General features: G+C 70.6%; 18 protein-coding genes and 1 pseudogene. 12 read left to right on the forward strand and 7 right to left on the reverse strand.

The genetic code is table 11. The features are described from left to right. Positions 1-116: 116 nt before the first annotated feature. From ftsZ to ACFWIA_RS21050, 6 genes are all read left to right on the forward strand, one after another. Positions 117-1,349, forward strand: a complete 1,233-nt coding sequence (ftsZ, locus tag ACFWIA_RS21025) for a cell division protein FtsZ (RefSeq protein WP_387007297.1) — start codon at positions 117-119, stop codon at positions 1,347-1,349. A 17-nt stretch (positions 1,350-1,366) separates the two neighbouring features. Then, positions 1,367-2,098, forward strand: a complete 732-nt coding sequence (gene pgeF / locus ACFWIA_RS21030) for a peptidoglycan editing factor PgeF (protein ID WP_387007335.1) — start codon at positions 1,367-1,369, stop codon at positions 2,096-2,098. Between the two features lie 3 nt (positions 2,099-2,101). Further along, positions 2,102-2,821 (forward strand): YggS family pyridoxal phosphate-dependent enzyme, encoded by a 720-nt coding sequence (locus ACFWIA_RS21035; protein WP_387007299.1) that lies wholly within the window; start codon positions 2,102-2,104, stop codon positions 2,819-2,821. A gap of 139 nt (positions 2,822-2,960) precedes the next feature. Then, positions 2,961-3,614 (forward strand): cell division protein SepF, encoded by a 654-nt coding sequence (locus ACFWIA_RS21040; protein ID WP_385485570.1) that lies wholly within the window; start codon positions 2,961-2,963, stop codon positions 3,612-3,614. Between the two features lie 75 nt (positions 3,615-3,689). After that, complete coding sequence (locus tag ACFWIA_RS21045; protein WP_385485568.1) at positions 3,690-3,974, forward strand: YggT family protein; 285 nt, start codon at positions 3,690-3,692, stop codon at positions 3,972-3,974. Between the two features lie 62 nt (positions 3,975-4,036). Beyond that, positions 4,037-5,275 (forward strand): DivIVA domain-containing protein, encoded by a 1,239-nt coding sequence (locus ACFWIA_RS21050; protein ID WP_387007301.1) that lies wholly within the window; start codon positions 4,037-4,039, stop codon positions 5,273-5,275. 567 nt (positions 5,276-5,842) lie between these two features. Here ACFWIA_RS21050 and ileS read toward each other — a convergent pair. Further along, positions 5,843-9,010 carry an isoleucine--tRNA ligase gene (gene ileS, locus ACFWIA_RS21055; protein ID WP_387007302.1) on the reverse strand — a complete coding sequence of 1,056 codons (3,168 nt, stop codon included), beginning with the start codon at positions 9,008-9,010 and terminating at the stop codon, positions 5,843-5,845. A gap of 574 nt (positions 9,011-9,584) precedes the next feature. Between ileS and ACFWIA_RS21060 the strand changes: the two genes are divergently transcribed. From ACFWIA_RS21060 to ACFWIA_RS21070, 3 genes are all read left to right on the forward strand, one after another. Continuing rightward, complete coding sequence (locus ACFWIA_RS21060) at positions 9,585-10,616, forward strand: TraR/DksA family transcriptional regulator (protein ID WP_387007304.1); 1,032 nt, start codon at positions 9,585-9,587, stop codon at positions 10,614-10,616. Positions 10,617-10,731: 115 nt separating this feature from the next. Continuing rightward, complete coding sequence (gene lspA, locus ACFWIA_RS21065; RefSeq protein ID WP_387007306.1) at positions 10,732-11,361, forward strand: signal peptidase II; 630 nt, start codon at positions 10,732-10,734, stop codon at positions 11,359-11,361. Positions 11,362-11,448: 87 nt separating this feature from the next. After that, the gene (locus tag ACFWIA_RS21070) at positions 11,449-12,390 is read left to right on the forward strand and encodes an RluA family pseudouridine synthase (RefSeq protein ID WP_387007308.1); all 942 of its coding nucleotides are present in this window, start codon (positions 11,449-11,451) and stop codon (positions 12,388-12,390) included. 8 nt (positions 12,391-12,398) lie between these two features. Here ACFWIA_RS21070 and ACFWIA_RS21075 read toward each other — a convergent pair whose 3' ends face one another. Next, complete coding sequence (locus ACFWIA_RS21075; protein WP_387007310.1) at positions 12,399-13,439, reverse strand: mechanosensitive ion channel family protein; 1,041 nt, start codon at positions 13,437-13,439, stop codon at positions 12,399-12,401. A 61-nt stretch (positions 13,440-13,500) separates the two neighbouring features. Continuing rightward, a complete protein-coding gene (locus tag ACFWIA_RS21080; protein ID WP_387007312.1) occupies positions 13,501-14,112 on the reverse strand; it encodes a CGNR zinc finger domain-containing protein in 612 nt (203 codons plus the stop codon). Between the two features lie 69 nt (positions 14,113-14,181). Here ACFWIA_RS21080 and ACFWIA_RS21085 point away from each other — a divergent pair, with 69 nt between their 5' ends. Beyond that, complete coding sequence (locus ACFWIA_RS21085) at positions 14,182-15,093, forward strand: alpha/beta fold hydrolase (RefSeq protein ID WP_387007314.1); 912 nt, start codon at positions 14,182-14,184, stop codon at positions 15,091-15,093. Positions 15,094-15,317: 224 nt separating this feature from the next. Further along, a pseudogene (locus ACFWIA_RS21090) lies at positions 15,318-15,902 on the forward strand (bleomycin resistance protein); the annotation flags it as partial. Between the two features lie 114 nt (positions 15,903-16,016). Here the strand turns inward: ACFWIA_RS21090 and ACFWIA_RS21095 are convergent. From ACFWIA_RS21095 to ACFWIA_RS21110, 4 genes are all read right to left on the reverse strand, one after another. After that, positions 16,017-16,403, reverse strand: coding sequence for a hypothetical protein (locus ACFWIA_RS21095; protein ID WP_387007316.1), 387 nt, complete (start codon positions 16,401-16,403; stop codon positions 16,017-16,019). Positions 16,404-16,716: 313 nt separating this feature from the next. Further along, complete coding sequence (locus ACFWIA_RS21100; RefSeq protein ID WP_387007318.1) at positions 16,717-17,535, reverse strand: thioredoxin domain-containing protein; 819 nt, start codon at positions 17,533-17,535, stop codon at positions 16,717-16,719. Between the two features lie 121 nt (positions 17,536-17,656). Next, the gene (locus ACFWIA_RS21105; protein WP_385485543.1) at positions 17,657-18,352 is read right to left on the reverse strand and encodes a hypothetical protein; all 696 of its coding nucleotides are present in this window, start codon (positions 18,350-18,352) and stop codon (positions 17,657-17,659) included. A 101-nt stretch (positions 18,353-18,453) separates the two neighbouring features. Further along, a complete protein-coding gene (locus tag ACFWIA_RS21110) occupies positions 18,454-19,833 on the reverse strand; it encodes a DUF2252 domain-containing protein (RefSeq protein ID WP_387007320.1) in 1,380 nt (459 codons plus the stop codon). 269 nt (positions 19,834-20,102) lie between these two features. Here ACFWIA_RS21110 and dnaE point away from each other — a divergent pair, with 269 nt between their 5' ends. Further along, positions 20,103-23,642 (forward strand): DNA polymerase III subunit alpha, encoded by a 3,540-nt coding sequence (dnaE, locus tag ACFWIA_RS21115; protein WP_387007322.1) that lies wholly within the window; start codon positions 20,103-20,105, stop codon positions 23,640-23,642. Positions 23,643-23,751 lie beyond the last annotated feature (109 nt).

Here is a 23,751-nt window from a genome sequence, read left to right on the forward strand (position 1 = left end):
CCCTAAACTTCAGCGTTAGGGTTCGGGTCGGCGTTCGGACCGTCCCAATTCGGCATTGGCCGTCGCGGCGCGACACGGCGAGCGACGGCACGTAATCGAGGCGAGAGGCTCTCGACGTGGCAGCACCGCAGAACTACCTCGCAGTCATCAAGGTCATCGGTGTCGGCGGCGGTGGTGTCAATGCCATCAACCGGATGATCGAGGTCGGCCTCAAGGGTGTCGAGTTCATCGCGATCAACACCGACGCCCAGGCGTTGTTGATGAGCGACGCCGACGTCAAGCTCGACGTCGGTCGCGAACTCACCCGGGGCCTGGGAGCCGGGGCCAACCCGGCCGTCGGCCGCAAGGCCGCCGAGGACCACCGCGAAGAGATCGAGGAGGTCCTCAAGGGGGCCGACATGGTCTTCGTCACCGCCGGCGAAGGCGGCGGCACCGGCACCGGCGGCGCACCCGTCGTCGCCAACATCGCCCGCTCGCTGGGCGCCCTCACCATCGGCGTGGTCACCCGGCCCTTCACCTTCGAAGGCCGCCGCCGCGCCAACCAGGCCGAGGACGGCATCGCGGAACTCCGCGAAGAGGTCGACACCCTCATCGTCATCCCCAACGACCGACTGCTGTCCATCTCGGACCGCCAGGTCAGCGTGCTCGACGCGTTCAAGTCGGCCGACCAGGTCCTGCTCTCGGGCGTCCAGGGCATCACCGACCTCATCACCACCCCCGGTCTCATCAACCTCGACTTCGCCGATGTGAAGTCGGTGATGTCCGAAGCCGGTTCCGCGCTCATGGGCATCGGTTCCGCCCGCGGCGACGACCGCGCGGTGGCCGCCGCCGAGATGGCGATCTCCTCGCCGCTGCTCGAAGCCTCCATCGACGGGGCCCGCGGGGTGCTGCTGTCCATCTCCGGCGGCTCGGACCTCGGCCTCTTCGAGATCAACGAGGCCGCCCAACTCGTCAGCGAGGCCGCCCACCCCGAAGCCAACATCATCTTCGGCGCCGTCATCGACGACGCCCTCGGTGACGAGGTGCGGGTCACGGTCATCGCCGCTGGGTTCGACGGGGGCCAGCCCCCGGCCAAGCAGCACGGCAGCCTCAGCGCCAGCAGCACCAAGCGCGAGGACTCCGCCCCCGCCCGCTCCGCCGAGTCCCGTCCGACCTACGGCGGCCTCGGCAGCGTCACGCCGCGCGAGGAGCCGCCGGTGAAGTCGGAGCCCGTCGAGGCTCCGGTCGCGGGTGACTACACGTCGGCTTCCTCCGGCGCCCCGGGTTCCTCCGGCCTCTCGCCGCAGGTGCCGCCCGCCCGGTACGACAGCGCCGCGGAGGAACTGGACGTGCCGGACTTCCTCAAGTGATAGGTCGATCCGGCGAGGTGATCCCGGACCGGAGCACCACGAGCGGCGCGCACTTCGCCTTCACCGACAGGTGGGGCGGGGTGAGCGCCGCTCCGTACGAACAGCTGAACCTCGGCGGGGCCGTCGGAGACGACCCCGCCGCAGTCCGTGCCAACCGCCGCATCGCCGCCGGCAACCTGGGGTTCGACCCGGCCGCCGTCGTCTGGATGAACCAGGTCCACGGCAAGGACGTCGTCGTGACCGACGGGCCCTGGGGCGAGTCCCCGGCCCCCCGGGTCGACGCCGTCGTCACCGCCCGGCGCGGAGTGCCGCTCGCCGTGCTCACCGCGGACTGCGTGCCCGTCCTGCTGGCCGACCCGGTCGCGGGGGTCGCCGCCGCCGCGCACGCCGGACGCCCCGGCCTGGTCGCCGGGGTGGTCCCCGCCGCAGTGGCCGCCATGGCGGAACTCGGCGCCGAACCCGCCCGGATCATCGCGCGGACCGGTCCCGCGGTCTGCGGCGGCTGCTACGAGGTGCCCGAGGCGATGCGCGCCGAGGTGGCCGCCGTCGAACCGGCCGCCCACGCGGAAACCACCTGGGGCACCCCCGCCGTCGACGTGTCCGCCGGAGTGCACGCCCAGTTGGAGCGCCTCGGCGTGCACGACCGGAAGCGTTCCGAGGTGTGTACGCGGGAGTCGCACCACCACTTCTCGTACCGCCGCGACCGCACCACGGGTCGGCTCGCGGGCTATGTCTGGTTGGACTGGTAGGGCATGACGGACCGTAAGGGACAACTAGCGGCCAATCTGGCGAAGGTGGAGGAACGCCTCGCGGCGGCCTGTGCCGCCTCGGGCCGGGACCGGGCGGACGTCACTCTCGTCGTGGTCACCAAGACCTACCCGGCCAGTGATGTCCGTCTCCTGTGGGAGCTCGGCGTCCGGCAGGTCGCGGAGAACCGGGACCAGGACGCCGCCCCCAAGGCCGCCGCCTGCGCCGACCTCCCGCTGACCTGGCACTTCGTCGGGCAGTTGCAGACCAACAAGGTTCGCTCGGTCCTCGGTTACGCCTCCGAGGTGCAGTCCGTCGACCGGGCCAGGCTGGTGACCGCGCTGTCGGGGGAGGCGGTGCGCGCCGGCCGCGAGGTCGGCTGTCTCGTGCAGGTGGCGCTCGACGCCCGGGAGAGCGCCCGCGGCGAGCGCGGCGGGGTCGGACCCGACGGGATCGGGGAGTTGGCGGCCCTGATCGCCGGGGCCGAAGGGCTCCGGCTGGACGGTCTGATGACCGTCGCACCGCTCACCGGTCCGTACGCCGGACGGCAACGCGAGGCGTTCGGGCGGTTGATGGATTTGTCGACTGCCCTGCGCGCGGAGCATCCTGCTGCGAACATGGTGTCAGCAGGGATGAGCGGGGACCTCGAAGAGGCCGTTGCGGCCGGAGCGACACATGTGCGCGTCGGTAGTGCGGTACTCGGAGTCCGTCCCGGGCTCGGGTAACGTCACCAAGAAGTCGGACCACAGCAGAAAATATGGTCATTACCGTTGATTTGACGGGCAGACCACGTGGATCGCGGAGACTTGGTTGGCGTCAGCCGATCCACCACGCCGATCCACCACAGAGCGGAGGACTCAGAGCATGGCCGGCGCGATGCGCAAGATGGCGGTCTACCTCGGCCTCGTGGAGGACGATGGGTACGACGGCAGGGGTTTCGACCCCGATGACGATTTCGAACCCGAGTTGGACCCGGAGTCCGAGCGGGATCACCGGCGACACGACACGCCGCACCAGTCCCATCAGGGCCATGGCCAACCGCTACAGTCCCAGCGGGACGAATCGGTACGAGTGGTGCAACCCCCCGTGCAGCGCGACCCCGTGCCCCAGTCCGCCGCGCTCGCGGTGGAATCGGCACGCCCGGCGCGCATTGCTCCCGTGGCATCCATCACACCCGACCGCCAGAGCTTGGAGAAGAACGCGCCGGTGATCATGCCCAAGGTCGTGTCCGAGCGGGAGCCGTACCGGATCACCACGCTGCACCCGCGGACGTACAACGAAGCCCGTACCATCGGCGAACACTTCCGCGAGGGCACTCCGGTGATCATGAACCTGACCGAGATGGACGACACCGACGCGAAGCGACTTGTCGACTTTGCCGCTGGCCTCGTCTTCGGTCTGCACGGCAGTATTGAACGCGTGACCCAGAAGGTGTTCCTGTTGTCTCCTGCTAACGTCGATGTCACGGCGGAGGACAAGGCTCGCATCGCAGAGGGCGGGTTCTTCAACCAGAGCTGAGACGCAGGACCGGCCGCAGGCCGATAATCCGGTACGACGACACAGGCACGAACCAGGGGAGAGGGACAGCACCAGATGCGCGTGTTCTTGGACGTGATCTACATCGCGCTGATGTGTTTCCTCATCGTGCTCATCTTCCGGTTGGTCATGGACTACGTCTTCCAGTTCGCCCGCTCGTGGCAACCCGGCAAGGCGATGGTGGTCGTTCTGGAGGCCACTTACACTGTCACTGATCCACCGCTGAAGTTGCTGCGACGGTTCATCCCACCGCTGCGTCTCGGGGGCGTGGCGCTCGACTTGTCCTTCTTCGTTCTGATGATCATCGTCTACATCTTGATCTCCGTCGTGAGCCGACTGTGAACGATGACGGTCCCCGCTGATGCGGGGGTTGATCCCGCCGACGACTACGTTGAGGTAAAGAGATGCCATTGACCCCCGAGGACGTGCGGAACAAGCAGTTCACGACCGTCCGCCTTCGAGAAGGCTATGACGAGGACGAGGTCGATGCCTTCCTCGATGAGGTCGAAGCCGAACTGACCCGCCTGCTACGCGAGAACGAGGACCTGCGCGCCAAACTGGCCGCGGCGACCCGGGCCGCCGCGCAGAACCAGCAGCAGGCCGGAATGCGCAAGCCTCCGGAGCAGCAGCAGGAGCGACCGGGTCCGGTGCCCGCTGCCATATCGGGACCGCAGCCGGTGCCGCCGCAGCAACAGCAGCAGATGGGTGGCCCGATGGGCGGCCCGCCGCAGTTGCCGAGTGGTGCACCGCAGCTGCCGGCCGGTCCGGGTGGCCACGGCCCGGGCCCCATGCAGCAGGGTCCCGGACCGATGCAGCAGGGCCCCGGTCCCATGCAGCAGGGTGTCCCCGGCCAGATGCAGCAGGGCCCCGGTGGACCGATGCAGCAGGGTCCCGGCCAGATGCAGCAGGGTCCTGGCGGACCGATGCAGCAGGGTCCCGGTCCGATGCAGCAGGGTGTCCCCGGCCAGATGCAGCAGATGGGCGGCCCCATGGGTGGACCCATGGGCGGCCACGGTCCGCAGATGTCCCAGCCCGGTCAGGGTCCCGGTGGCGACAGCGCCGCCCGGGTGCTCTCGCTCGCTCAGCAGACGGCCGACCAGGCCATCGCCGAGGCCCGGTCCGAGGCCAACAAGATCGTCGGTGAGGCCCGTAGCCGCGCCGAGGGTCTGGAGCGGGACGCCCGCGCCAAGGCCGATGCGCTGGAGCGGGACGCGCAGGAGAAGCACCGCGTCGCGATGGGCTCCCTGGAGTCCGCCCGCGCCACGCTGGAGCGCAAGGTCGAGGACCTGCGCGGCTTCGAGCGCGAGTACCGCACGCGGCTGAAGTCGTACCTGGAGTCCCAGCTGCGTCAGTTGGAGACCCAGGCCGATGACTCGCTGGCGCCGCCGCGGGCACCGTCCGCTGCTTCGCTGCCGCCGTCGCCCGCGCCTTCGATGGCTCCCGCTGGGGCGGGTGCGCCCTCCTACGGGGGGCAGTCCATGGGTGGGGCGCCCGCGCAGGGTGGTCCGTCGTACGGTGGGCAGCAGGCGATGTCGCCCGCGATGACGCAGCCGATGGCTCCGGTTCGGCCGCAGGCGCCGCAGCCGATGCAGCAGGCTCCCTCTCCCATGCGGGGCTTCCTCATCGATGAGGACGACAACTGACGGGTCGTTGACCCACGTAGGGCGGGGCCCCCGGTACGCCGGGGGCCCCGCCCTTTTGCTACGCACCTCTGTACGCCCACCTGTACGTGCGCTGTCCTGCGCGGTGCGCTGGATGCTTCGCGCAGTTCCCCGCGCCCCTTATCGGGGCGTTCCGCTGTGGTGCGTTGTTCGGTTGGGGTGCGTCCCGCTGTTGCGCAGTTCCCCGCGCCCCTGGATCTCGGGCGCTTCTCGATGCCGTCATCCGCAGCCACAAACGGGCCCCGATAGGGGCGCGGGGAACTGCGCGAATCGCACCACGCACCCGCGAGAACCGCGCACCGCCAGGTGGACGCACCGAAAAGGGGCGCGGGGAACTGCGCGAGCAACCACTGCGCACCCGCACCCGGCGACGCACCGCCAGCGGCAGCCCCGATGAGGGGCGCGGGGAACTGCGCAAAGCGCCCAGCGCACCCGCAGAGAACCGCGCACCGCCAGGTGAACGTACCGAAGGGGCGCGGGGAACTGCGCGGGCAACCACTGCGCACCCGCTCGGGGCGCACCGTCGTGAGGGTGCGCCCCGTGCGGGGGTCAGACCTTGCGGAGGCTGAACGTCAGGGACAGCGCAGGGTCCGAGAAGACGGGGGCTTCGGGCTCCGCCCGAACGAACTCCGCGGCGAGCACCTCCTCGGACACCAGCCCCCCGTGTTCCGACAACGCCTCGACGACCCGCTCGTCCCCCGCGTCCCAACGCAGCGCGATCCGATCGGCGACGTCCAACCCGCTGTTCTTGCGGGCCTCCTGGATCAACCGGATCGCGTCCCGGGCGAGTCCGGCCCTGCGCAGCTCGTCGGTGATCTCCAGATCGAGGGCGACGGTCGCCCCGGAGTCGGACGCCACGGACCACCCTTCGCGCGGGGTCTCCGTGATGATGACCTCGTCCGCCGCGAGCTCCACCTTCTCGCCGTCGACCTCGACGAACGCCGTTCCCTCGCGCAGCGCGAGCGACAGCGCCGCCGCGTCCGCCTCGGCGACGGCCTTGGCGACCGCCTGCACGCCCTTGCCGAACCGCTTGCCGAGGGCACGGAAGTTCGCCTTCGCCGTGGTGTCGACCAGGGAGCCCCCCACCTCGGACAGCGAGGCGAGCGAGGTGACGTTCAGCTCCTCGGTGATCTGCGCGTGCAGTTCCACCGGGAGCGAGTCGAAGCCGGACACCGCGATCAGGGCCCGGGACAGCGGCTGACGGGTCTTCACCCCGGACTCCGCACGGGTCGCCCGCCCGAGTTCCACCAGCCGTCGCACCAGCACCATCTGTCGGGACAGCTCGGGGTCGATCACGTCGAGGTCGGCTTCGGGCCACGTCGAGAGGTGCACCGATCCGGGTGCGTCCGGCGTCACCGGGACCACCAGGTCCTGCCAGACCCGCTCGGTGATGAACGGGGTCAGCGGCGCCATCAGCCGGGTGACCGTCTCGATCACCTCGTGCAGGGTCCGCAGCGCGGCCTTGTCGCCCTGCCAGAACCTGCGCCGGGAGCGCCGGACGTACCAGTTGGACAGGTCGTCGACGAAGGCCGACAGCAGCTTGCCGGCACGCTGGGTGTCGTACGCGTCGAGCGCCCGGGTCATCTGGTCGGTCAGCGCGTGCAGTTCCGACAGCAGCCAGCGGTCGAGCACCGGGCGCTCGGCGGGCGCGGGGTCGGCCGCGGAGGGCGCCCAGCGGGACGTACGGGCGTACAGGGCCTGGAAGGCGACCGTGTTCCAGTAGGTCAGCAGCGTCTTGCGGACCACCTCCTGGATGGTGCCGTGCCCGACGCGGCGGGCCGCCCAGGGGGAGCCGCCCGCGGCCATGAACCAGCGCACGGCGTCGGCGCCGTGCTGGTCCATCAGCGCGATGGGTTCCAGGATGTTCCCGAGGTGCTTGGACATCTTGCGGCCGTCCTCGGCGAGGATGTGGCCGAGGCAGACCACGTTCTCGTACGAGGACTTGTCGAACACCAGGGTGCCGACCGCCATCAGCGTGTAGAACCAGCCGCGGGTCTGGTCGATCGCCTCGGAGATGAACTGCGCCGGGTAGCGGCTCTCGAACAGTTCCTTGTTCTGGAACGGGTAGCCCCACTGCGCGAACGGCATCGAACCCGAGTCGTACCAGGCGTCGATGACCTCCGGGACGCGGGTCGCGGTGGCCGCGCACTCGGGGCAGTCGAAGGTGACCGCGTCGATGAACGGCCGGTGCGGGTCCAACTCCGACTGGTCGGTGCCGGTCAGCTCCGTCAGTTCCGCGCGGGAGCCGACACAGGTCAGATGGCCCTCTTCGCAGCGCCAGATCGGCAGCGGGGTGCCCCAGTAGCGGTTGCGGGACAGCGCCCAGTCGATGTTGTTGTTGAGCCAGTCCCCGTAGCGACCGTTCTTGATGGAGTCGGGGAACCAGTTCGTCTTCTCGTTCTCTTCGAGGAGACGGTCCTTGATCGCGGTGGTGCGGACGTACCAGGAGGGCTGGGCGTAGTACAGCAGTGCGGTGTGGCAGCGCCAGCAGTGCGGATAGCTGTGCTCGTACGGGATGTGCTTGAAGAGCAGGCCCCGTTCCTGGAGGTCCCGGGTCAGCGCCTCGTCCGCCTTCTTGAAGAAGGTGCCGCCGACGAGCGGCAGGTCCTCCTCGAAGGTGCCGTCCGGGCGGACCGGGTTGACCACCGGCAGCCCGTAGGCGCGGCAGACCAACAGGTCCTCCTCACCGAAGGCGGGGGACTGGTGGACGAGTCCCGTACCGTCCTCGGTGGTGACGTAGTCGGCGTTGACGACGTAGTGCGCGGGGCCGGCGTCGGCCGGGAACTCCACCAGGTCGAACGGGCGCCGGTAGGACCAGCGCTCCATCTCGGCGCCCGTGTAGCTCCGTCCGGTGGGCTCCCAGCCCTCGCCGAGCGCCTTCGCCACCAACGGCCGGGCGACGACGAGCTGCTCCGTGCCGTCGGTCACCACGTCGTAGACGACCTCGGGGTGCGCGGCGGTGGCGGTGTTGGACACCAGCGTCCACGGGGTGGTCGTCCAGACCAGGAGCGCCGCCTCGCCCGCCAGCGGGCCGGAGGTCAGGGGGAAGCGCACGTACACCGACGGGTCGACGACCGTCTCGTACCCCTGGGCCAGCTCGTGGTCGGACAGGCCGGTGCCGCAGCGCGGGCACCAGGGCGCCACCCGGTGGTCCTCCACCAGCAGGCCCTTGCCGAAGATCTCCTTCAGCGACCACCACACGGAGTCGATGTACTCCGGGTCCATGGTGCGGTAGGCGTCGTCCAGGTCGACCCAGTAGCCCATGCGGTTGGTCAGCTCGGCGAAGGCGTCCGTGTGGCGGGTCACGGACGCGCGGCACCGGTCGTTGAACTCGGCGATGCCGTACGCCTCGATGTCCTTCTTGCCGCTGAAGCCGAGTTCCTTCTCGACGGCCAGCTCCACCGGCAGGCCGTGGCAGTCCCAGCCCGCCTTGCGCGCCACGTGGTAGCCGCGCATGGTCCGGAACCGGGGGAACACGTCCTTGAAGACCCGGGCCTCGATGTGGTGGGCGCCGGGCATGCCGTTCGCGGTCGGCGGGCCCTCGTAGAACACCCACTCGGGGCGCCCTTCCGACTGCTCCAGGCTCTTGGCGAAGATCTTGTTCTCGCGCCAGAAGTCGAGCACGGCGTGTTCCAGGGCGGGCAGGTCGATCTGGGCGGGCACCTGCTGGTACTGCGCCTCGACGCTGTGCGCGGATTCTTGCGGGGGCGGGGTCATCGCGACGGCTCCTCCAACGGACTGCTGCCTTCCGTCGGAGGGACGAGAGCCGGTGCGCCTGCTGAGGCGTGCTCCCGCGGTACCACCCTCCTTGGCCTTCCGGTACGGCTGCGCCGGACGGCCCCCTCATTGGGGTGCGATGTCGGTTCTACCGGCCCCTGGCGCCCGGTGGGCGGGGTTTTCTTCCGACGGCTCCGGGGAGATCTTCACACCGCGCTCGCCCCCGGGCTCCCACCGTCCCCGGGTCGCTCTGGGCTGCGTACGCCGCTACTCGGCCCCATCCACACCTGTTCGCTCCGTCAGTGTACGGGCCCCGGGCGCGGCTGCCGAACCGGTTTGCCGAGGGGCCGCCCCGCCCGGGGCGCTCCGGGTGGCCGAGCACGCCGGGGGTGACTCGAACGGGGGACGGCGGGCCCGCGCGCACCGGTGCGTCTCCGGGGCCGGCGGGAGCGGCCTGTCGACCGGGAGTGACTGTTTCAGCGTGTTCGTCACCGTTTGCCGCTCTCGTTGTGGCGACTTATCGTCCCCAGAGCGATGTGGGTGCACGATCCCGACAGGTGAAGGGGCCGCGGCCATGGTGGCGAAACAGACCGCCGCGCAGTACGCGTCCTCCGGGGCGGACGCCCCTTCGGGCGGTGCTGGCGGGGACGGGCCCGAGGCCGAGGCCACCGGGAAGGCACCGGCGAAGAAGGCACCGGCGAAGGCCACGGCCAAGAAGGCCGCGACGAAGGCCACGGCCAAGAAGACGGCCAAGAAGACGGCGGCGAAGGGAACGGCAGCCAAGAAGGCCGCCCCGAAGAAGGCCCCCGCCAAGAAGGCCCCCGCCAAGAAGGCGGCTGCCGAGGAGGCGGTGGGTGCGGAGGCGGTGGGCGGTGAAGGGGCCGGCAAGGAGTCGACCGCGGCGAAGCGGACGGCGGCCAGGAAGGCGACGGCCGGGAAGGGCGGGCGCACGACCACGTCCACGAGCGCGAGCAGGAGCAGTAAGCGGGCCGCCGGCCGGGCAGACATTCCAGGGGCGGCCGAGACCACCCCGGGCGGGGCGACGAAGCGTTCGGGGAGCCGTAGGAGCACACGCAGCACCGACAGGGCGACTGCGGTCGCGGAGACGACGGGAGCCACGACAGTGGTTGCGAAGAAGACGCGGGGCACGACCACGGGGACGAAGGCGCCCACCTCGGTGCCGGGAGCACGGCTGGCCGCGGCGGAACCCGGCGAACTGCCGGTGCGCCCCGGCGAGGACGCCTGGACGGCCGAGGAGGTCGCCGAGGCCCGGGCGCTGCTGTCCGCCGACGCGACCCGGTTGCGCGAGGAGATCAGCTCGTCCGAGGCGTCCCTGGCGGGGCTGATGCGGGACTCCGGGGACGGCGCGGGCGACGACCAGGCCGACACCGGGACCAAGAACATCACCCGCGAGCACGAACTCTCCCTCACGGCCAATGCCCGCATCATGCTCGAACAGACCGAGCACGCCCTCGAACGGCTCGCCGCCGGGACGTACGGGCTCTGCGAGAACTGCGGGAAGCCCATCGGCAAGGCCCGCATGCAGGCGTTCCCCCGGGCCACCCTGTGCGTGGAGTGCAAGCAGAAGCAGGAGCGGCGGGGCTGATCCCCTCCGCCGGGCGGGCCCGGGCGTCGCCCGGGGTGCGGCTGCTCCCCTGATCAGCCGCGGAGCCGGTGCCGTACCCTCGTCCTCAGTCAGGTACCTAGGCTGAGGGACTCACGTGGCAGAGGCGGAGCGCACCATCGACACCCCGGACTCCCCGGACCCCGCCGGCGCGGCGTCGGCCCCCGGCGGCGAGCACGACGAACAGCGGGACGTGGCCGCGGGTGCCGTCGCGGACGGGGAGGAGACCCCGGCTTCGCGCGGCAAGCGGCGGATCGCGGTGCTGCTCGTGGTGGCCGCCTTCGCCTACGCGCTCGACCTGGGCAGCAAGCTGCTCGTCGTCGCCAAGCTGGAGCACCACGAGCCGATCAACATCATCGGCGAGTGGCTCCGCTTCGAGGCGATCCGCAACCCCGGCGCGGCCTTCGGCGTGGGCGAGGCGTTCACCGCGATCTTCACGCTGATCGCGGCGACCGTGATCGTGGTGATCATCCGGCTCGCCCGCAAGCTGTACAGCGCTCCCTGGGCCATCGCCCTGGGCCTGCTGCTCGGCGGCGCCCTGGGGAACCTCACCGACCGGATCTTCCGGGCCCCCGGCGTCTTCGAGGGCGCCGTCGTGGACTTCATCGCGCCGAAGGGCTTCGCGGTCTTCAACCTCGCGGACTCCGCGATCGTGTGCGGCGGCATCCTGATCGTGCTGCTGTCCTTCCGCGGCCTCGACCCGGACGGGACCGTCCACAAGGACTGACTGAGGCCCCTGGCGCAGGGGCGGGTCGGACCCGGCGAACGACGAGGTCCGGGCGGGGACACCTGCTGCGTCCTGCATACTCGACGGGTGAGCGCTATTCCCGAGATCCGAACCCTGCCCGTGCCGGACGGCCTGGAGGGCGAGCGCGTCGACGCCGCCATCTCCCGGATGTTCGGCTTCTCCCGTACGAAGGCGGCGGAGCTGGCCGCCGCGGGCAAGGTGCTGGTCGACGGCACGGCGGTCGGCAAGTCCGAGCGCGTGCACGGGGGGGCCTGGCTGGAGGTGGAGATGCCGCTGCCGCCCGCACCCGTGCAGGTCGTCGCCGAGCCCGTCGAGGGCATGGAGATCATCCATGACGACGACGACGTCGTGGTGATCGTCAAGCCCGTCGGGGTCGCCGCGCACCCGAGCCCCGGCTGGACCGGCCCCACCGTCATCGGCGGACTGGCCGCCGCCGGCTACCGGATCTCCACCTCGGGCGCCGCCGAGCGCCAGGGCATCGTGCACCGGCTCGACGTGGGGACCTCGGGGCTGATGGTGGTCGCGAAGTCCGAGTACGCGTACAGCTCGCTCAAGCAGCAGTTCCGTGAGCGGACCGTGGACAAGCGGTACCACACCCTGGTCCAGGGGCACCCCGACCCGACCAGCGGCACCATCGACGCGCCGATCGGGCGGCACCCCCAGCACGACTACAAGTGGGCGGTCGTCGCCGAGGGCAAGCCCTCGGTCACCCACTACGACCTGCTGGAGGCGTTCCGGGCGGCCTCGCTCCTCGACGTGAAGCTGGAGACCGGCCGCACTCACCAGATCCGGGTGCACATGGCCGCGCACCGCCATCCGTGCGTCGGCGACCTCACCTACGGGGCCGACCCCACGCTCGCCGCCCGGCTCGGGCTGACCCGGCAGTGGCTGCACGCGGTGCGCCTCGGGTTCGAGCACCCGGGGGAGGCCCGCTGGGTGGAGTTCGAGAGCACCTACCCCGAGGACCTCCAGCGGGCGCTCGACCGGGTGCGCGCCGAGTCCTCGTAGGAGACCCCCTAGCCGGGGGGCAGGACGGCTGCCGTGGTGTTGATCCGCGGCAGCGCGTAGGGGTGCTGCTCGGCGAGCCAGCTCAGCATCCGCTCGCGGACCGCGACCCGGACCGTCCAGATGTCGTCGGCGTCCTTCGCGGTGACCACGGCACGCACCTGCATCGTGGTCGGGGTGGTGTCGGTGACCGCGAGGGTGAACTCGCGCCGGTCCCAGGCCGGGCACTCCGCCAGGACCTCGGCCAGCCGCTTGCGCATCGCGTCCACCGGAGCGCTGTGGTCGAGGTGGAAGAAGACGGTGCCCGTCATCTGCACCCCGCCCCGGGACCAGTTCTCGAACGGCTGGCTGGTGAAGTACGAGACGGGCATGGTGATGCGCCGCTCGTCCCAGGTGCGGACGGTGAGGAAGGTGAGCGTGATCTCGTCCACCGTGCCCCACTCGCCGTCCACCACCACCGTGTCGCCGAGCCGGACCATGTCGCCGAAGGCGATCTGGAACCCGGCGAACAGGTTCCCCAGGGTGGACTGCGCGGCGACGCCCGCCACGATCCCGAGCACCCCCGCGGAGGCCAGCAGCGAGGTGCCGGCCGTCCGCATCGCGGGGAACGTCAGCAGCATGGCCGCGACGGCGACCACCCCGACCACGGCCGTGACGACCCGCTGGATCAGGGTCACCTGGGTGCGGACCCTGCGCAGCCGCGCGGGGTCGCGGTGCGCGGTGGCGTAGCGGCGGTACGAGGACTCCACGACCGCCGCGGCGACGCGCACCAGCAGCCAGGCGGTGGCCCCGATGAGGACCAGCGACAGCAGCCGCCCCACGCTCGCCGTGTGATCCCCCCAGCGGCCGGCCTGCCGGTAGGAGCCCCTGAGCAGGGCCGTGCACAGCACCACCTGGAGGGGGAGGCGGCAGCGGCGCAGGAGTCCCCACAACGGGGCTTCCGGGTGGCGGCGGTCGGCCCGGCGGAGCAGTTGGTCGACGGCCCACCCGAGCAGCAGGGTGAGCACGACGGAACCGCCGAGGACCAGGGCGGGGCGTAGTACGTTCTCCATGCCTGCGCTTGTTACCGCCTGCGGCCGGTCGTGAACATCCGATCTGCGGGCGGTGCCCCGCTCACGGGCGGGCGTCGGATTCCGTCGACGGCGCCGGCGTCCGGTCGCCGTCCTGGTGGTCCTTGTGCCGGTGGTAGTGGCGGGCCACCCGGGTGCGGTTGCCGCAGCGCGTGGCCGAGCACCAGCGCCGGCGGGGGTTCGCGGCGAGGAACAGCAGCACGCAGTCCGGGGCCTCGCAGACGCGCACCCGCTGGAGGTCGGGGCCGGCGACCAGGGCGGCGGCCGACTCGGCCAGCCGGGCGGCGATCCACTGCCCCGGGGTGCCGCCGGTGCGTTGGGGAACCGCGGTGACGGCCGTTCCGTCCCAGGCCAGTCGGAGCGTGCCGGGCGCCGTGCGTTGCGCCCGGTTCAGGGTGGCCAGCGCGGATTCGGGGGGTCGCGTGCCGCTGCGCACCCGCGCGAGGACGGTCGCGGTGGCGTCCCGCACCTCCCGTACCGCTTCCAGGTCCGTGAGCGTCACCTCCGCTCCGTCGCCTTCGGGCAGCCGGTCGGCCTGGAGCGCGAGCCAACTGCGCAGCTGCTCGGCCGTGGTGAGGAGATCGCCGCTGCTCGGCCGGGTGTTGACCAGGTCGAGGGCGAGAGGCTCGCCGGTGAACGGTGCCGTGTCACTCATGCGCCTAATGCTATACCGCCGCATCCTCCCATTAGGTATGGTCAGTGACAGCTAACGCATCAACTCACCATGGAGGCATTAGTGAGTGCGTGTTCCCCCACCTCTCCGCTCGTCGCGGCGCCGGCCCCGGCGGTCCACCGCCACCTCGACGTCGACGGCGTGCGGGTCTTCTACCGGGAGTCGCTGCCGGAGCGCCCGGACGCCCCGGTCCTGCTGCTCCTGCACGGATTCCCCTCCGCCTCCCACCAGTTCCGGCGTCTGATCGACACCCTCGGCTCCCGGTACCGGCTGATCGCCCCCGACTACCCGGGCTTCGGTCACACCGAGGCGCCCACCGACTTCACCTACTCCTTCGACCGGCTCGCCGACGTCATGGAGGGGTTCGTGCAGGGGCTCGGCCTGGACCGGTTCGTCATGTACGTCTTCGACTTCGGTGCGCCCGTCGGGTTCCGGCTCGCGACCCGGCACCCCGAGTGGATCGCGGGACTGGTCGTCCAGAACGGCAATGCGTACGAGGAGGGACTGTCCGACGCCGCCCGGGACTTCATCGCCCTGCGCCCGGAGCAGGAAGGCGCCCGGGAGACCGTCCGTGCGCTCTTCACCCTCTCCGGCACGCGCTTCCAGTACGAGGCGGGGACCCGCGATCCGGAGCGCATCGCCCCGGACGGCTGGATCCTCGACCAGTACTTCCTGGACCGGCCCGGCCGCAAGGACGCGCAGGAGGCGCTCGCCTTCGACTACCGCACCAACGTCGAGCAGTACGGCCGGTGGCAGGAGTGGCTGCGGACCCACACCCCGCCGGTGTTGATCGTCTGGGGCAGCGATGACCCGTTCTTCCCCGAGCCCGGTGCGCACGCCTACCTCAAGGACGTGCCCGACGCCGCGCTGCACACCTTCCCCACCGGTCACTTCGCCCTGGAGGAGGACCTTGCCGGGATCGCCCCCCTGATCGCCGACTTCCTCGACCGGAGCGGGACGTGAGCCACCGCGGGTGACCGGCTCGTCCCCGGGCCCGTCTACGCCGTCCGCTCCCGGGCTTCGCCCGCCGGTCTGCGGGGCCGGGTCGGCAGGTGGCCCCCCGCCCGGTCTGCCCGAAAGCCGGGTGGGCCGGTTCCCGGCGATTTGAAGAAGGCTCATGGGCAACTAGATAAATTTGACTAGACTGTTCTGGTGAGTGAGAAGACCCTTCCGATCCTCCCCTGTCGGCGGTTCGACGCGGCGGCGTGGAGCTGCACTTCTTCGCGATGAAGCGGTACGAGCCGACCGCGTCGTACAGCACGTGCTACGTCCGGACCGATGACGTCGACGGACTGCACCGGGCCTTCCGCGCCGGGCTCAAGGCGGCGTACGGCAAGGTCCCGACCCGGGGGCTGCCCCGCATCGGGGCGCTGAGCGACACCTCGCACGGCGTGCGCCAGTTCCTGCTGACCGACCCGGGCGGCAACTGCATCCGGGTGGGCCAGCCCACGGACGGCGACCAGCACCACCGGCCCGCGCCCGAGGGGACCTTCGCGCGGGCCCTGCACCACGCCGCGCTGCTCGCCGACTCCAAGGAGGACCCGGTGGCCGCGGCCAAGGTCATCGACCGGGTGCTGGACCTGCGGGACGAACGCCCCACGGCCGTGCAGCTGCTGCGCCTGCTGGTGCTCCGGGCCGATGTCGCGGGCCGCCTGGGCGACGGGGACGGGGCCGCGTCCGTGCTCGCCCGGGCTGCGGCGGTCCCCCTCACCGCACCGGAGCGCGCCCGGGTCGGCGACGACCTGCGGCGGCTGGGGGAGTTGCAGGAGTGACCCGCCCGGGGAAGACCTCCGGGCGTGGTGGAAGGCGATCGCCTCCACCACGCCCGGGTTCACCCGTTCCCCGACGTCCGGACCCGGTCCGGGCCCTCGCCGGGGACCGGGGTGCTACGCGGTGCCGTGCTCCGTGGCACAGTACCTCGGCGTGCCGGCGGCCCCGTCCTTCAGGCAGATCTGGACGGTGACGCGCTTCCCCTCGGGAATCTCCGGGTCACTGCGTGCGCAGGGGTTGCCGGAGCCGTTGGCGTCCTCCAGCGGGATCCAGTAGCTCATCTCGGGGGTTTGCCAACCGATGTGGCCGCTCGCGCGCAGGCCGTCCGACCTGTTGTCGCAGACGGTGAACACATCGCCGTTGTGGGCGAAGCCCGCCGCCCCGCCGTTGAAGGGGTCAGTGGTGTTGACGTAGACGTCCGTGCCCGCCGCGGCCGGGCCGGCCGCGAACAGCACGGCAGCGGCGCCGAGCAGCAGCCCGCCACCCAGGGTCTTCATACGCATGCTCATGGTTCCCTCTCGTCGTGGGATCAGAGGTGCAGAAAGCTTGCGTGTCATGACTATGCGCAGCCGCGAACGCGGACAAGGTCCTTTCCCGACACGGGCCGCCGCGCTGTCGGAAGGCGCAGGCGGGACCGTCGAACGGGGGGCGCGACCCCCGCTCGGCGGTGCCCGTCCCGGGACCCGAGCCCCGGCGAACCGCAAGACGACGGGGCGCTCGGAACGGAGCGCGGACACAGTCGCGCGCTCCGTCCGGGCGCCCCGGTGAGCCGTACGGGGTGCCCTGCGGGCACCCCGTACGACGGGCGTGCGGACGTCAGCCCTTGAGGGCCTTGTCCAACGCCTTGTTGTACTCCTCCACCGTTCCGGGCGAGTTCTCCGAGCCCTCGGCGGTGACCTTCTTGCCGTCCATCACCAGGGACGGGGTTCCCGTGACGCCGTCCTTGTTCTTGTCGAACGTCTTCGACATCTCCAGCGCCCAGCGGTCGTAGGTGCCGTCCTCGACCGCGTTCTGGAACTCCTTGTTGCCCTTGAGCTCCTTGACGTCGTCCGCCACCTTGATGAGGTACGAGTCCTTCTTGAAGTCGTCCTTCGACTCCTCGGGGTGGTGCTTCGTGGAGTACAGCTGCTCCTTGTACGCCATGAACGCCTCGGGGCTGACGTTCAGGGCGGCGCCGAGCGCGCTCAGCGCGTTGCGCGAGCCCTCACCCATGAGCCGTCCGTCGAGGAAGGTCGCGCCTATGAACTGGACCTTGTACTTGCCGTCCGCGACGTCCTGCTTGATGGTCGACCCGAGGGTCTGCTCGAAGCCCGCGCAGGCCGGGCAGCGCGGGTCCTCGTACAGCTTCAGGGTCTTCTTGGCCGAGTCCTTGCCGATGATGACGGTGGTGCCGTTCTCACCGCTGGAGTTCGCCGGCTTGACCAGCTTGGCCTTGGCCGCCTTCTCCCAGTACTCGGGCTTGTTGGCCTCCATGACCAGGTAGCCGGCGCCCGCCGCCACCGCGAGCACACCGACGATCGAGGCGCCCACGATCATTTGGCGCCGCGTCTTGTCCCGCTTGGCCTGCTTCTCGCGCTCGATCCGCAGCCGCTCGCGGGCCGCCGTCTTCGCCGCCTGGCTGTTCCTCTTGCTCATGGGGGAGATCTCCGTGTGATGACGTCTCCGCGCGCGGCGGAGTACGGGATGGGAAGTGGGGTTGCCGGATCGCCCGGCGGGTCCGTCGTGCCGGGGACCGGTCAGCCGCGGGGGCGACCGGTCAGCCGAGGAGCAGGGCGGGGGGAGGGCCCCTGCGGACCACCGAATGGGCCCACAGCCGAGGGCGGACGATCACGCCGGGGAAGGCCGGGGCGGCGACCGGCGGATGTCCGGTCCCCCGGTGGGCGCACACCGCGGCGACCGCGAGCAACAGCGGTCGGAAGGTGCTGACGGCCACCGTGCGCAGCAACCGCGCCAACGCCCGCTCGCCGCGCCACAGCCAGACCGAGGCCAGCAGCCCGATGCCCAGGTGCGCGGCGAGCAGCAGCCAGGCGGTGCCGGGGGTGGTGTGGACGAGCAGGTCCGCCGCGCGTCCCCGCTCGCCGGCCACCACGGCCGCCGCCAGCGGGGTGCCTACCTCCGTACCCGCGCACAGCACGTCCAGGCCCACCGAGCGCAGCGGACCGGTGACGGGACCGCCGGCCGGGCCGTAGCAGGTGTGCTGCCCGACGGTGAACACGGTGTCCGCGACGAGTTCCAGCGGCACCAGCAGCGCGGCGATGGGGCCGAAGCCGCGTTCCCGTCGCCCTGCCAGGGCGTAGGCGAGGAGGAAGACGACGACGGTGACGCACACGGTCGTCGACAGGGGCAGCGGCACCCCGGACAGCAGCACGTGCGACGCGGTCGACAGCGTCACGGTCAGTGCCGTGAACAGTGCCGCGCGCACGGCTCTGAGCGGGGTACCGGGTATGTCCATCGCCCAGGAGTCTCCCATGGCCGGGGGTAAGAGAGCACTAAAGGGTTGCTGTGCGTGCTGCGGGGCGGGTGATCCGCTGCGGCGGGCCCGCCCCGGCGGGCCTACAGGCCGGGGATGCGGCCGTTGCGGAACAGGTCGACGAAGGTCTGGTGGTCGTGGCGGGCCCGCGCCCCGTAGTGGTGCGCGAAGTCGATCAGCAGCGGTGCGAAGCCGTCCTCGTCCGCGGCGATGGCGGCGTCGATCGCCCGCTCGGTGGAGAACGGCACCAGCTCCGAGTGCCCGCTCTCGTCGTCCGCCGCCGCGTGCATCGTGGCCGTCGCCCGGCCGAGGTCGGCGACCACCGCGGTGATCTCGTCCAGGTCGTCGATGTCCGACCAGTCGAGGTCCACCGCGTACGGCGACACCTCGGCGACCAGCTGTCCGGCGCCGTCCAGCTCGGTCCAGCCCAGCCACGGGTCCGCGTGCGCCTGGAGGGCGCGCTGCGAGATCACGGTGCGGTGCCCCTCGTGCTGCCAGTACTCCCGGATCGCCCGGTCCGTGACGTGCCGGGACACGGCGGGGGTCTGGGCCTGCTTGAGGTAGATGACGACGTCGTTCTCCAGGGCGTCGCTGTTGCCCTCCAGGAGGATGTTGTACGAGGGCAGGCCCGCCGAGCCGATCCCGACGCCGCGCCGGCCGACCACGTCCTTCACCCGGTACGAGTCGGGCCGGGTCAGGGAGGACTCGGGGAGCGTCTCCAGATAGCCGTCGAAGGCCGCGAGGACCTTGTACCGGGTGGCCGCGTCCAGCTCGATGGAGCCGCCGCCGGGGGCGAAGCGCCGCTCGAAGTCACGGATCTCCGTCATCGAGTCGAGCAGCGAGAACCGGGTCAGCGAGCGGGCGGTGCGCAGCGCGCCGAGCAGCGGGCCTTCGGCGGTGTCCAGGCTGAACGGGGGCACCTCCTCGCCCGGTGTCCCGCTCGCGAGGGTGTGGATGCGCTCCCGGTAGGCGTCCGCGTACGTCCGCACCAGGCCGGAGATCTGGTCGTCGCTCAGTGCCTTCGCGTAGCCGATCAGTGCGACGGAGGCCGCGAAGCGCTTGAGGTCCCAGGTGAAGGGCCCGACGTACGCCTCGTCGAAGTCGTTGACGTTGAAGATCAGCCGGCCCTGGGAGTCCATGTAGGTGCCGAAGTTCTCGGCGTGCAGGTCGCCGTGGATCCACACCCGGGAGGTCCGCTCGTCCAGGTACGGGCCGCCGGCGGGGCCCGGGGTGCCCGGCGCCGCCACGCCGGCGCCCTCCGCGGCGAGGTCCCGGTAGAAGAGGCAGGCCGTGCCGCGGTAGAAGGCGAAGGCGGAGGCGGCCATCTTGCGGAACTTCACCCGGAACGCCGCGGGGTCGGCGGCCAGCAGCTCGCCGAAGGCGGAGTCGAAGACGCTGAGGATCTCCTCAGCCCGCTGCCCGGCGCTGGGCCGCTGGACCGGGGGTACGGACAGAACCGACATATGAGGGTGCCTCCTGCTGCGGAACATCACGGATCCGGGGGTGCCCTGCACGGACGTCGTCGCCCGCACGCACGGTGCCCCTCCCTCCCAACGTCCGGGCCCGCCGCCGAGTGCCCGAACGGACGTTCCCGCGTCACCCGTCAGGAGTGCGGCCCGCCCGACGGACGGTTCCGCCCGTCGCCGTCGCGGGGGACGGGCCGGCCCGTCGGACGTAGACTTCCACGCTGTCCCCCCAGACCGTCGCCGACCCTTCCGCTGGAGGCCGCTCCGTGTCGAAACCGCCGTTCACGCACCTGCACGTCCACACCCAGTACTCGCTGCTGGACGGTGCCGCGCGGTTGAAGGACATGTTCAACGCCTGCGGTGAGATGGGCATGACCCACATCGCCATGACGGACCACGGCAACCTGCACGGGGCGTACGACTTCTTCCACCAGGCGACGAAGGCGGGCATCACCCCGATCCTCGGGATCGAGGCGTACGTGGCACCGGAGTCCCGGCGCAACAAGCGCAAGATCCAGTGGGGCCAGCCGCACCAGAAGCGGGACGACGTGTCCGGTTCGGGCGGTTACACCCACAAGACGATCTGGGCGTCGAACGCGACGGGACTGCACAACCTCTTCCGGCTGTCCTCGGACGCGTACGCCGAGGGCTGGCTCCAGAAGTGGCCGCGGATGGACCGGGAGACCATCGCCCAGTGGTCGGAGGGGCTGATCGCCTCCACCGGCTGCCCCTCGGGCGAACTCCAGACGCGGCTGCGGCTCGGCCAGTTCGACGAGGCGCTCAAGGCCGCCTCCGACTACCAGGACATCTTCGGCAAGGGCCGGTACTTCCTGGAGTTGATGGACCACGGCATCGAGATCGAGCGCCGGGTGCGCGACGGGCTGCTGGAGATCGGCAAGAAGCTGGGCATCCCCCCGATCGTCACCAACGACTCGCACTACACGTACGCGTCGGAGTCGGTGGCGCACGACGCGCTGCTGTGCATCCAGACCGGCAAGAACCTCTCCGACCCGGACCGGTTCCGGTTCGACGGCACCGGCTACTACCTGAAGTCGACGGAGGAGATGTACGCCATCGACTCCTCCGACGCCTGGCAGGAGGGGTGCCGCAACACGCTGCTGGTGGCGGAGCAGGTCGACACCGAAGGGATGTTCGGCAAGCGCGACCTGATGCCGAAGTTCGACATCCCCGAGGGCTACACCGAGGTCTCCTGGTTCCGCGAGGAGACCATGCGCGGCATGGAGCGCCGCTTCCCGGGCGGCATCCCGGACGACCGGATCAAGCAGGTCGAGTACGAGATGGACACGATCATCTCGATGGGGTTCCCGGGATACTTCCTGGTGGTCGCCGACTTCATCATGTGGGCCAAGAACCAGGGCATCGCGGTGGGCCCCGGCCGGGGTTCCGCGGCCGGCTCGATCGTCGCGTACGCGCTCGGCATCACCGACCTCGACCCGATCCCGCACGGTCTGATCTTCGAGCGCTTCCTCAACCCCGAGCGCATCTCGATGCCCGACGTCGACATCGACTTCGACGAGCGCCGGCGCGTTGAGGTGATCCGGTACGTGACGGAGAAGTACGGCGCCGACAAGGTCGCCATGATCGGCACCTACGGCACCATCAAGGCCAAGAACGCGATCAAGGACTCCGCCCGCGTCCTCGGCTACCCGTACGCCATGGGCGACCGCATCACCAAGGCCATGCCCGCCGACGTCCTCGGCAAGGGCATCCCGCTGTCCGGCATCATCGACCCCACCCACCCGCGCTACTCGGAGGCGGGCGAAGTACGGGGGATGTACGAGAACGAGCCGGACGTCAAGAAGGTCATCGACACCGCGCGCGGCGTGGAGGGCCTGGTCCGGCAGATGGGCGTGCACGCCGCCGGCGTGATCATGTCCAGCGAGCGGATCACCGACCACGTGCCGGTCTGGGTGCGCCACTCCGACCAGGTCACCATCACCCAGTGGGACTACCCGAGTTGTGAGTCGCTCGGCCTGCTGAAGATGGACTTCCTCGGGCTGCGCAACCTGACGATCATGGACGACGCCGTCAAGATGGTGAAGTCCAACAAGGACGTCGACATCGACCTCCTGGGACTGCCGCTGGACGACCCGACGACCTTCGAACTCCTCCAGCGCGGTGACACCCTCGGCGTCTTCCAGTTCGACGGCGGACCCATGCGGTCCCTGCTGCGGCTGATGAAGCCCGACAACTTCGAAGACATCTCCGCCGTGTCCGCCCTGTACCGGCCGGGCCCGATGGGCATGAACTCGCACACGAACTACGCCCTGCGCAAGAACGGCCAGCAGGAGATCACGCCCATCCACAAGGAGCTGGAAGAGCCCCTGAAGGAGGTCCTGGACGTCACCTACGGCCTGATCGTCTACCAGGAGCAGGTGCAGAAGGCCGCCCAGATCGTCGCCGGCTACTCGCTCGGCGAGGCCGACATCCTGCGCCGGGTGATGGGCAAGAAGAAGCCGGAGGAACTGGAGAAGAACTTCGCGATCTTCCAGGCCGGCGCCCGGCGCAACGAGTACAGCGACGAGGCCATCCAGTCCCTGTGGGACGTGCTGGTGCCGTTCGCCGGGTACGCGTTCAACAAGGCCCACTCGGCGGCGTACGGACTGGTCTCGTACTGGACGGCGTACCTCAAGGCGAACTACCCGGCCGAGTACATGGCGGGGCTGCTCACCTCGGTCAAGGACGACAAGGACAAGTCGGCCGTCTACCTCAACGAGTGCCGTCGGATGGGCATCAAGGTGCTGCCGCCCAACGTCAACGAGTCGATGGCGAACTTCGCCGCGCAGGGTGACGACGTGATCCTCTTCGGGCTCTCCGCGGTGCGCAACGTCGGCACGAACGTCGTGGACTCGATCATCCGCAGCCGCAAGGCCAAGGGGAAGTACGGGTCGTTCCCTGACTACCTGGACAAGGTCGAGGCGGTCGTCTGCAACAAGCGCACCACCGAGTCCCTGATCAAGGCCGGCGCCTTCGACACCATGGGGCACACCCGCAAGGGCCTCACCGCCCAGTACGAACCCATGATCGACAACGTCGTCCAGGTGAAGCGCAAGGAGGCCGAGGGGCAGTTCGACCTCTTCGGCGGGATGGGTGACGAGGCCGCCGACGAGCCGGGCTTCGGACTGGACGTGGAGTTCTCGCCCGACGAGTGGGAGAAGACGTACCTGCTGGCCCAGGAGCGCGAGATGCTCGGCCTGTACGTCTCCGACCACCCCCTGTTCGGCATCGAGCACGTCCTGTCGGACAAGGCGGACGCCTCCATCTCCCAGCTCACCGGCGGGGAACACGCGGACGGCGCGGTCGTCACCATCGGCGGGATCATCTCCGGCCTCCAGCGCAAGATGACCAAGCAGGGCAACGCCTGGGCCATCGCCACCGTGGAGGACCTGGCCGGCTCCCTCGAGTGCATGTTCTTCCCGGCCACCTACCAACTGGTGTCCACGCAGCTGGTCGAGGACGCCGTGGTCTTCGTCAAGGGCCGTCTCGACAAGCGGGAGGACGTGCCCCGGCTGGTCGCGATGGAGCTGATGGTCCCTGACCTGTCGAACGCGGGCACCGACGCCGCCGTGGTGATCACCATCCCGGCGGTGAAGGTCACCCCGCCGATGATCAGCCGCCTCGGGGAGATCCTCGGGCACCACAAGGGCAACAGCGAGGTGCGGATCAGGCTTGAGGGTCCCCGCAAGACCACCGTCCTGCGGCTGGACCGGCACCGGGTGCAGCCCGACCCGGCGCTCTTCGGCGACCTGAAGGTGCTGCTCGGCCCGTCCTGCCTGGCCGGCTGAGTTTCGCACCCCCCGTACGGGGGTGAGCGAGCGAGAGGGGGGGGGCCGCCCCGGCGCGCCCCCCGACCGGGGCGTAGGGGGGGGGGGGGGAAGGGGGGGAAAATGTGGG

The organism is Streptomyces sp. NPDC127068 (assembly GCF_042724695.1).
Lineage (GTDB): Bacteria > Actinomycetota > Actinomycetes > Streptomycetales > Streptomycetaceae > Streptomyces.

Bases quoted from the DNA above. Each gene is read 5' to 3' on its own strand.
- ileS (WP_387007302.1), bottom strand. From the start codon at position 9,010: ATGACCCCGCCCCCGCAAGAATCCGCGCACAGCGTCGAGGCGCAGTAC.
- ACFWIA_RS21105 (WP_385485543.1), bottom strand. From the start codon at position 18,352: ATGGACATACCCGGTACCCCGCTCAGAGCCGTGCGCGCGGCACTGTTC.
- ACFWIA_RS21045 (WP_385485568.1), top strand. From the start codon at position 3,690: ATGCGCGTGTTCTTGGACGTGATCTACATCGCGCTGATGTGTTTCCTC.
- ACFWIA_RS21085 (WP_387007314.1), top strand. From the start codon at position 14,182: ATGGAGGCATTAGTGAGTGCGTGTTCCCCCACCTCTCCGCTCGTCGCG.
- ACFWIA_RS21060 (WP_387007304.1), top strand. From the start codon at position 9,585: ATGGTGGCGAAACAGACCGCCGCGCAGTACGCGTCCTCCGGGGCGGAC.
- ACFWIA_RS21035 (WP_387007299.1), top strand. From the start codon at position 2,102: ATGACGGACCGTAAGGGACAACTAGCGGCCAATCTGGCGAAGGTGGAG.
- ACFWIA_RS21110 (WP_387007320.1), bottom strand. From the start codon at position 19,833: ATGTCGGTTCTGTCCGTACCCCCGGTCCAGCGGCCCAGCGCCGGGCAG.
- ACFWIA_RS21080 (WP_387007312.1), bottom strand. From the start codon at position 14,112: ATGAGTGACACGGCACCGTTCACCGGCGAGCCTCTCGCCCTCGACCTG.
- ACFWIA_RS21095 (WP_387007316.1), bottom strand. From the start codon at position 16,403: ATGCGTATGAAGACCCTGGGTGGCGGGCTGCTGCTCGGCGCCGCTGCC.
- ACFWIA_RS21050 (WP_387007301.1), top strand. From the start codon at position 4,037: ATGCCATTGACCCCCGAGGACGTGCGGAACAAGCAGTTCACGACCGTC.
- ACFWIA_RS21040 (WP_385485570.1), top strand. From the start codon at position 2,961: ATGGCCGGCGCGATGCGCAAGATGGCGGTCTACCTCGGCCTCGTGGAG.
- ACFWIA_RS21075 (WP_387007310.1), bottom strand. From the start codon at position 13,439: ATGGAGAACGTACTACGCCCCGCCCTGGTCCTCGGCGGTTCCGTCGTG.
- ACFWIA_RS21100 (WP_387007318.1), bottom strand. From the start codon at position 17,535: ATGAGCAAGAGGAACAGCCAGGCGGCGAAGACGGCGGCCCGCGAGCGG.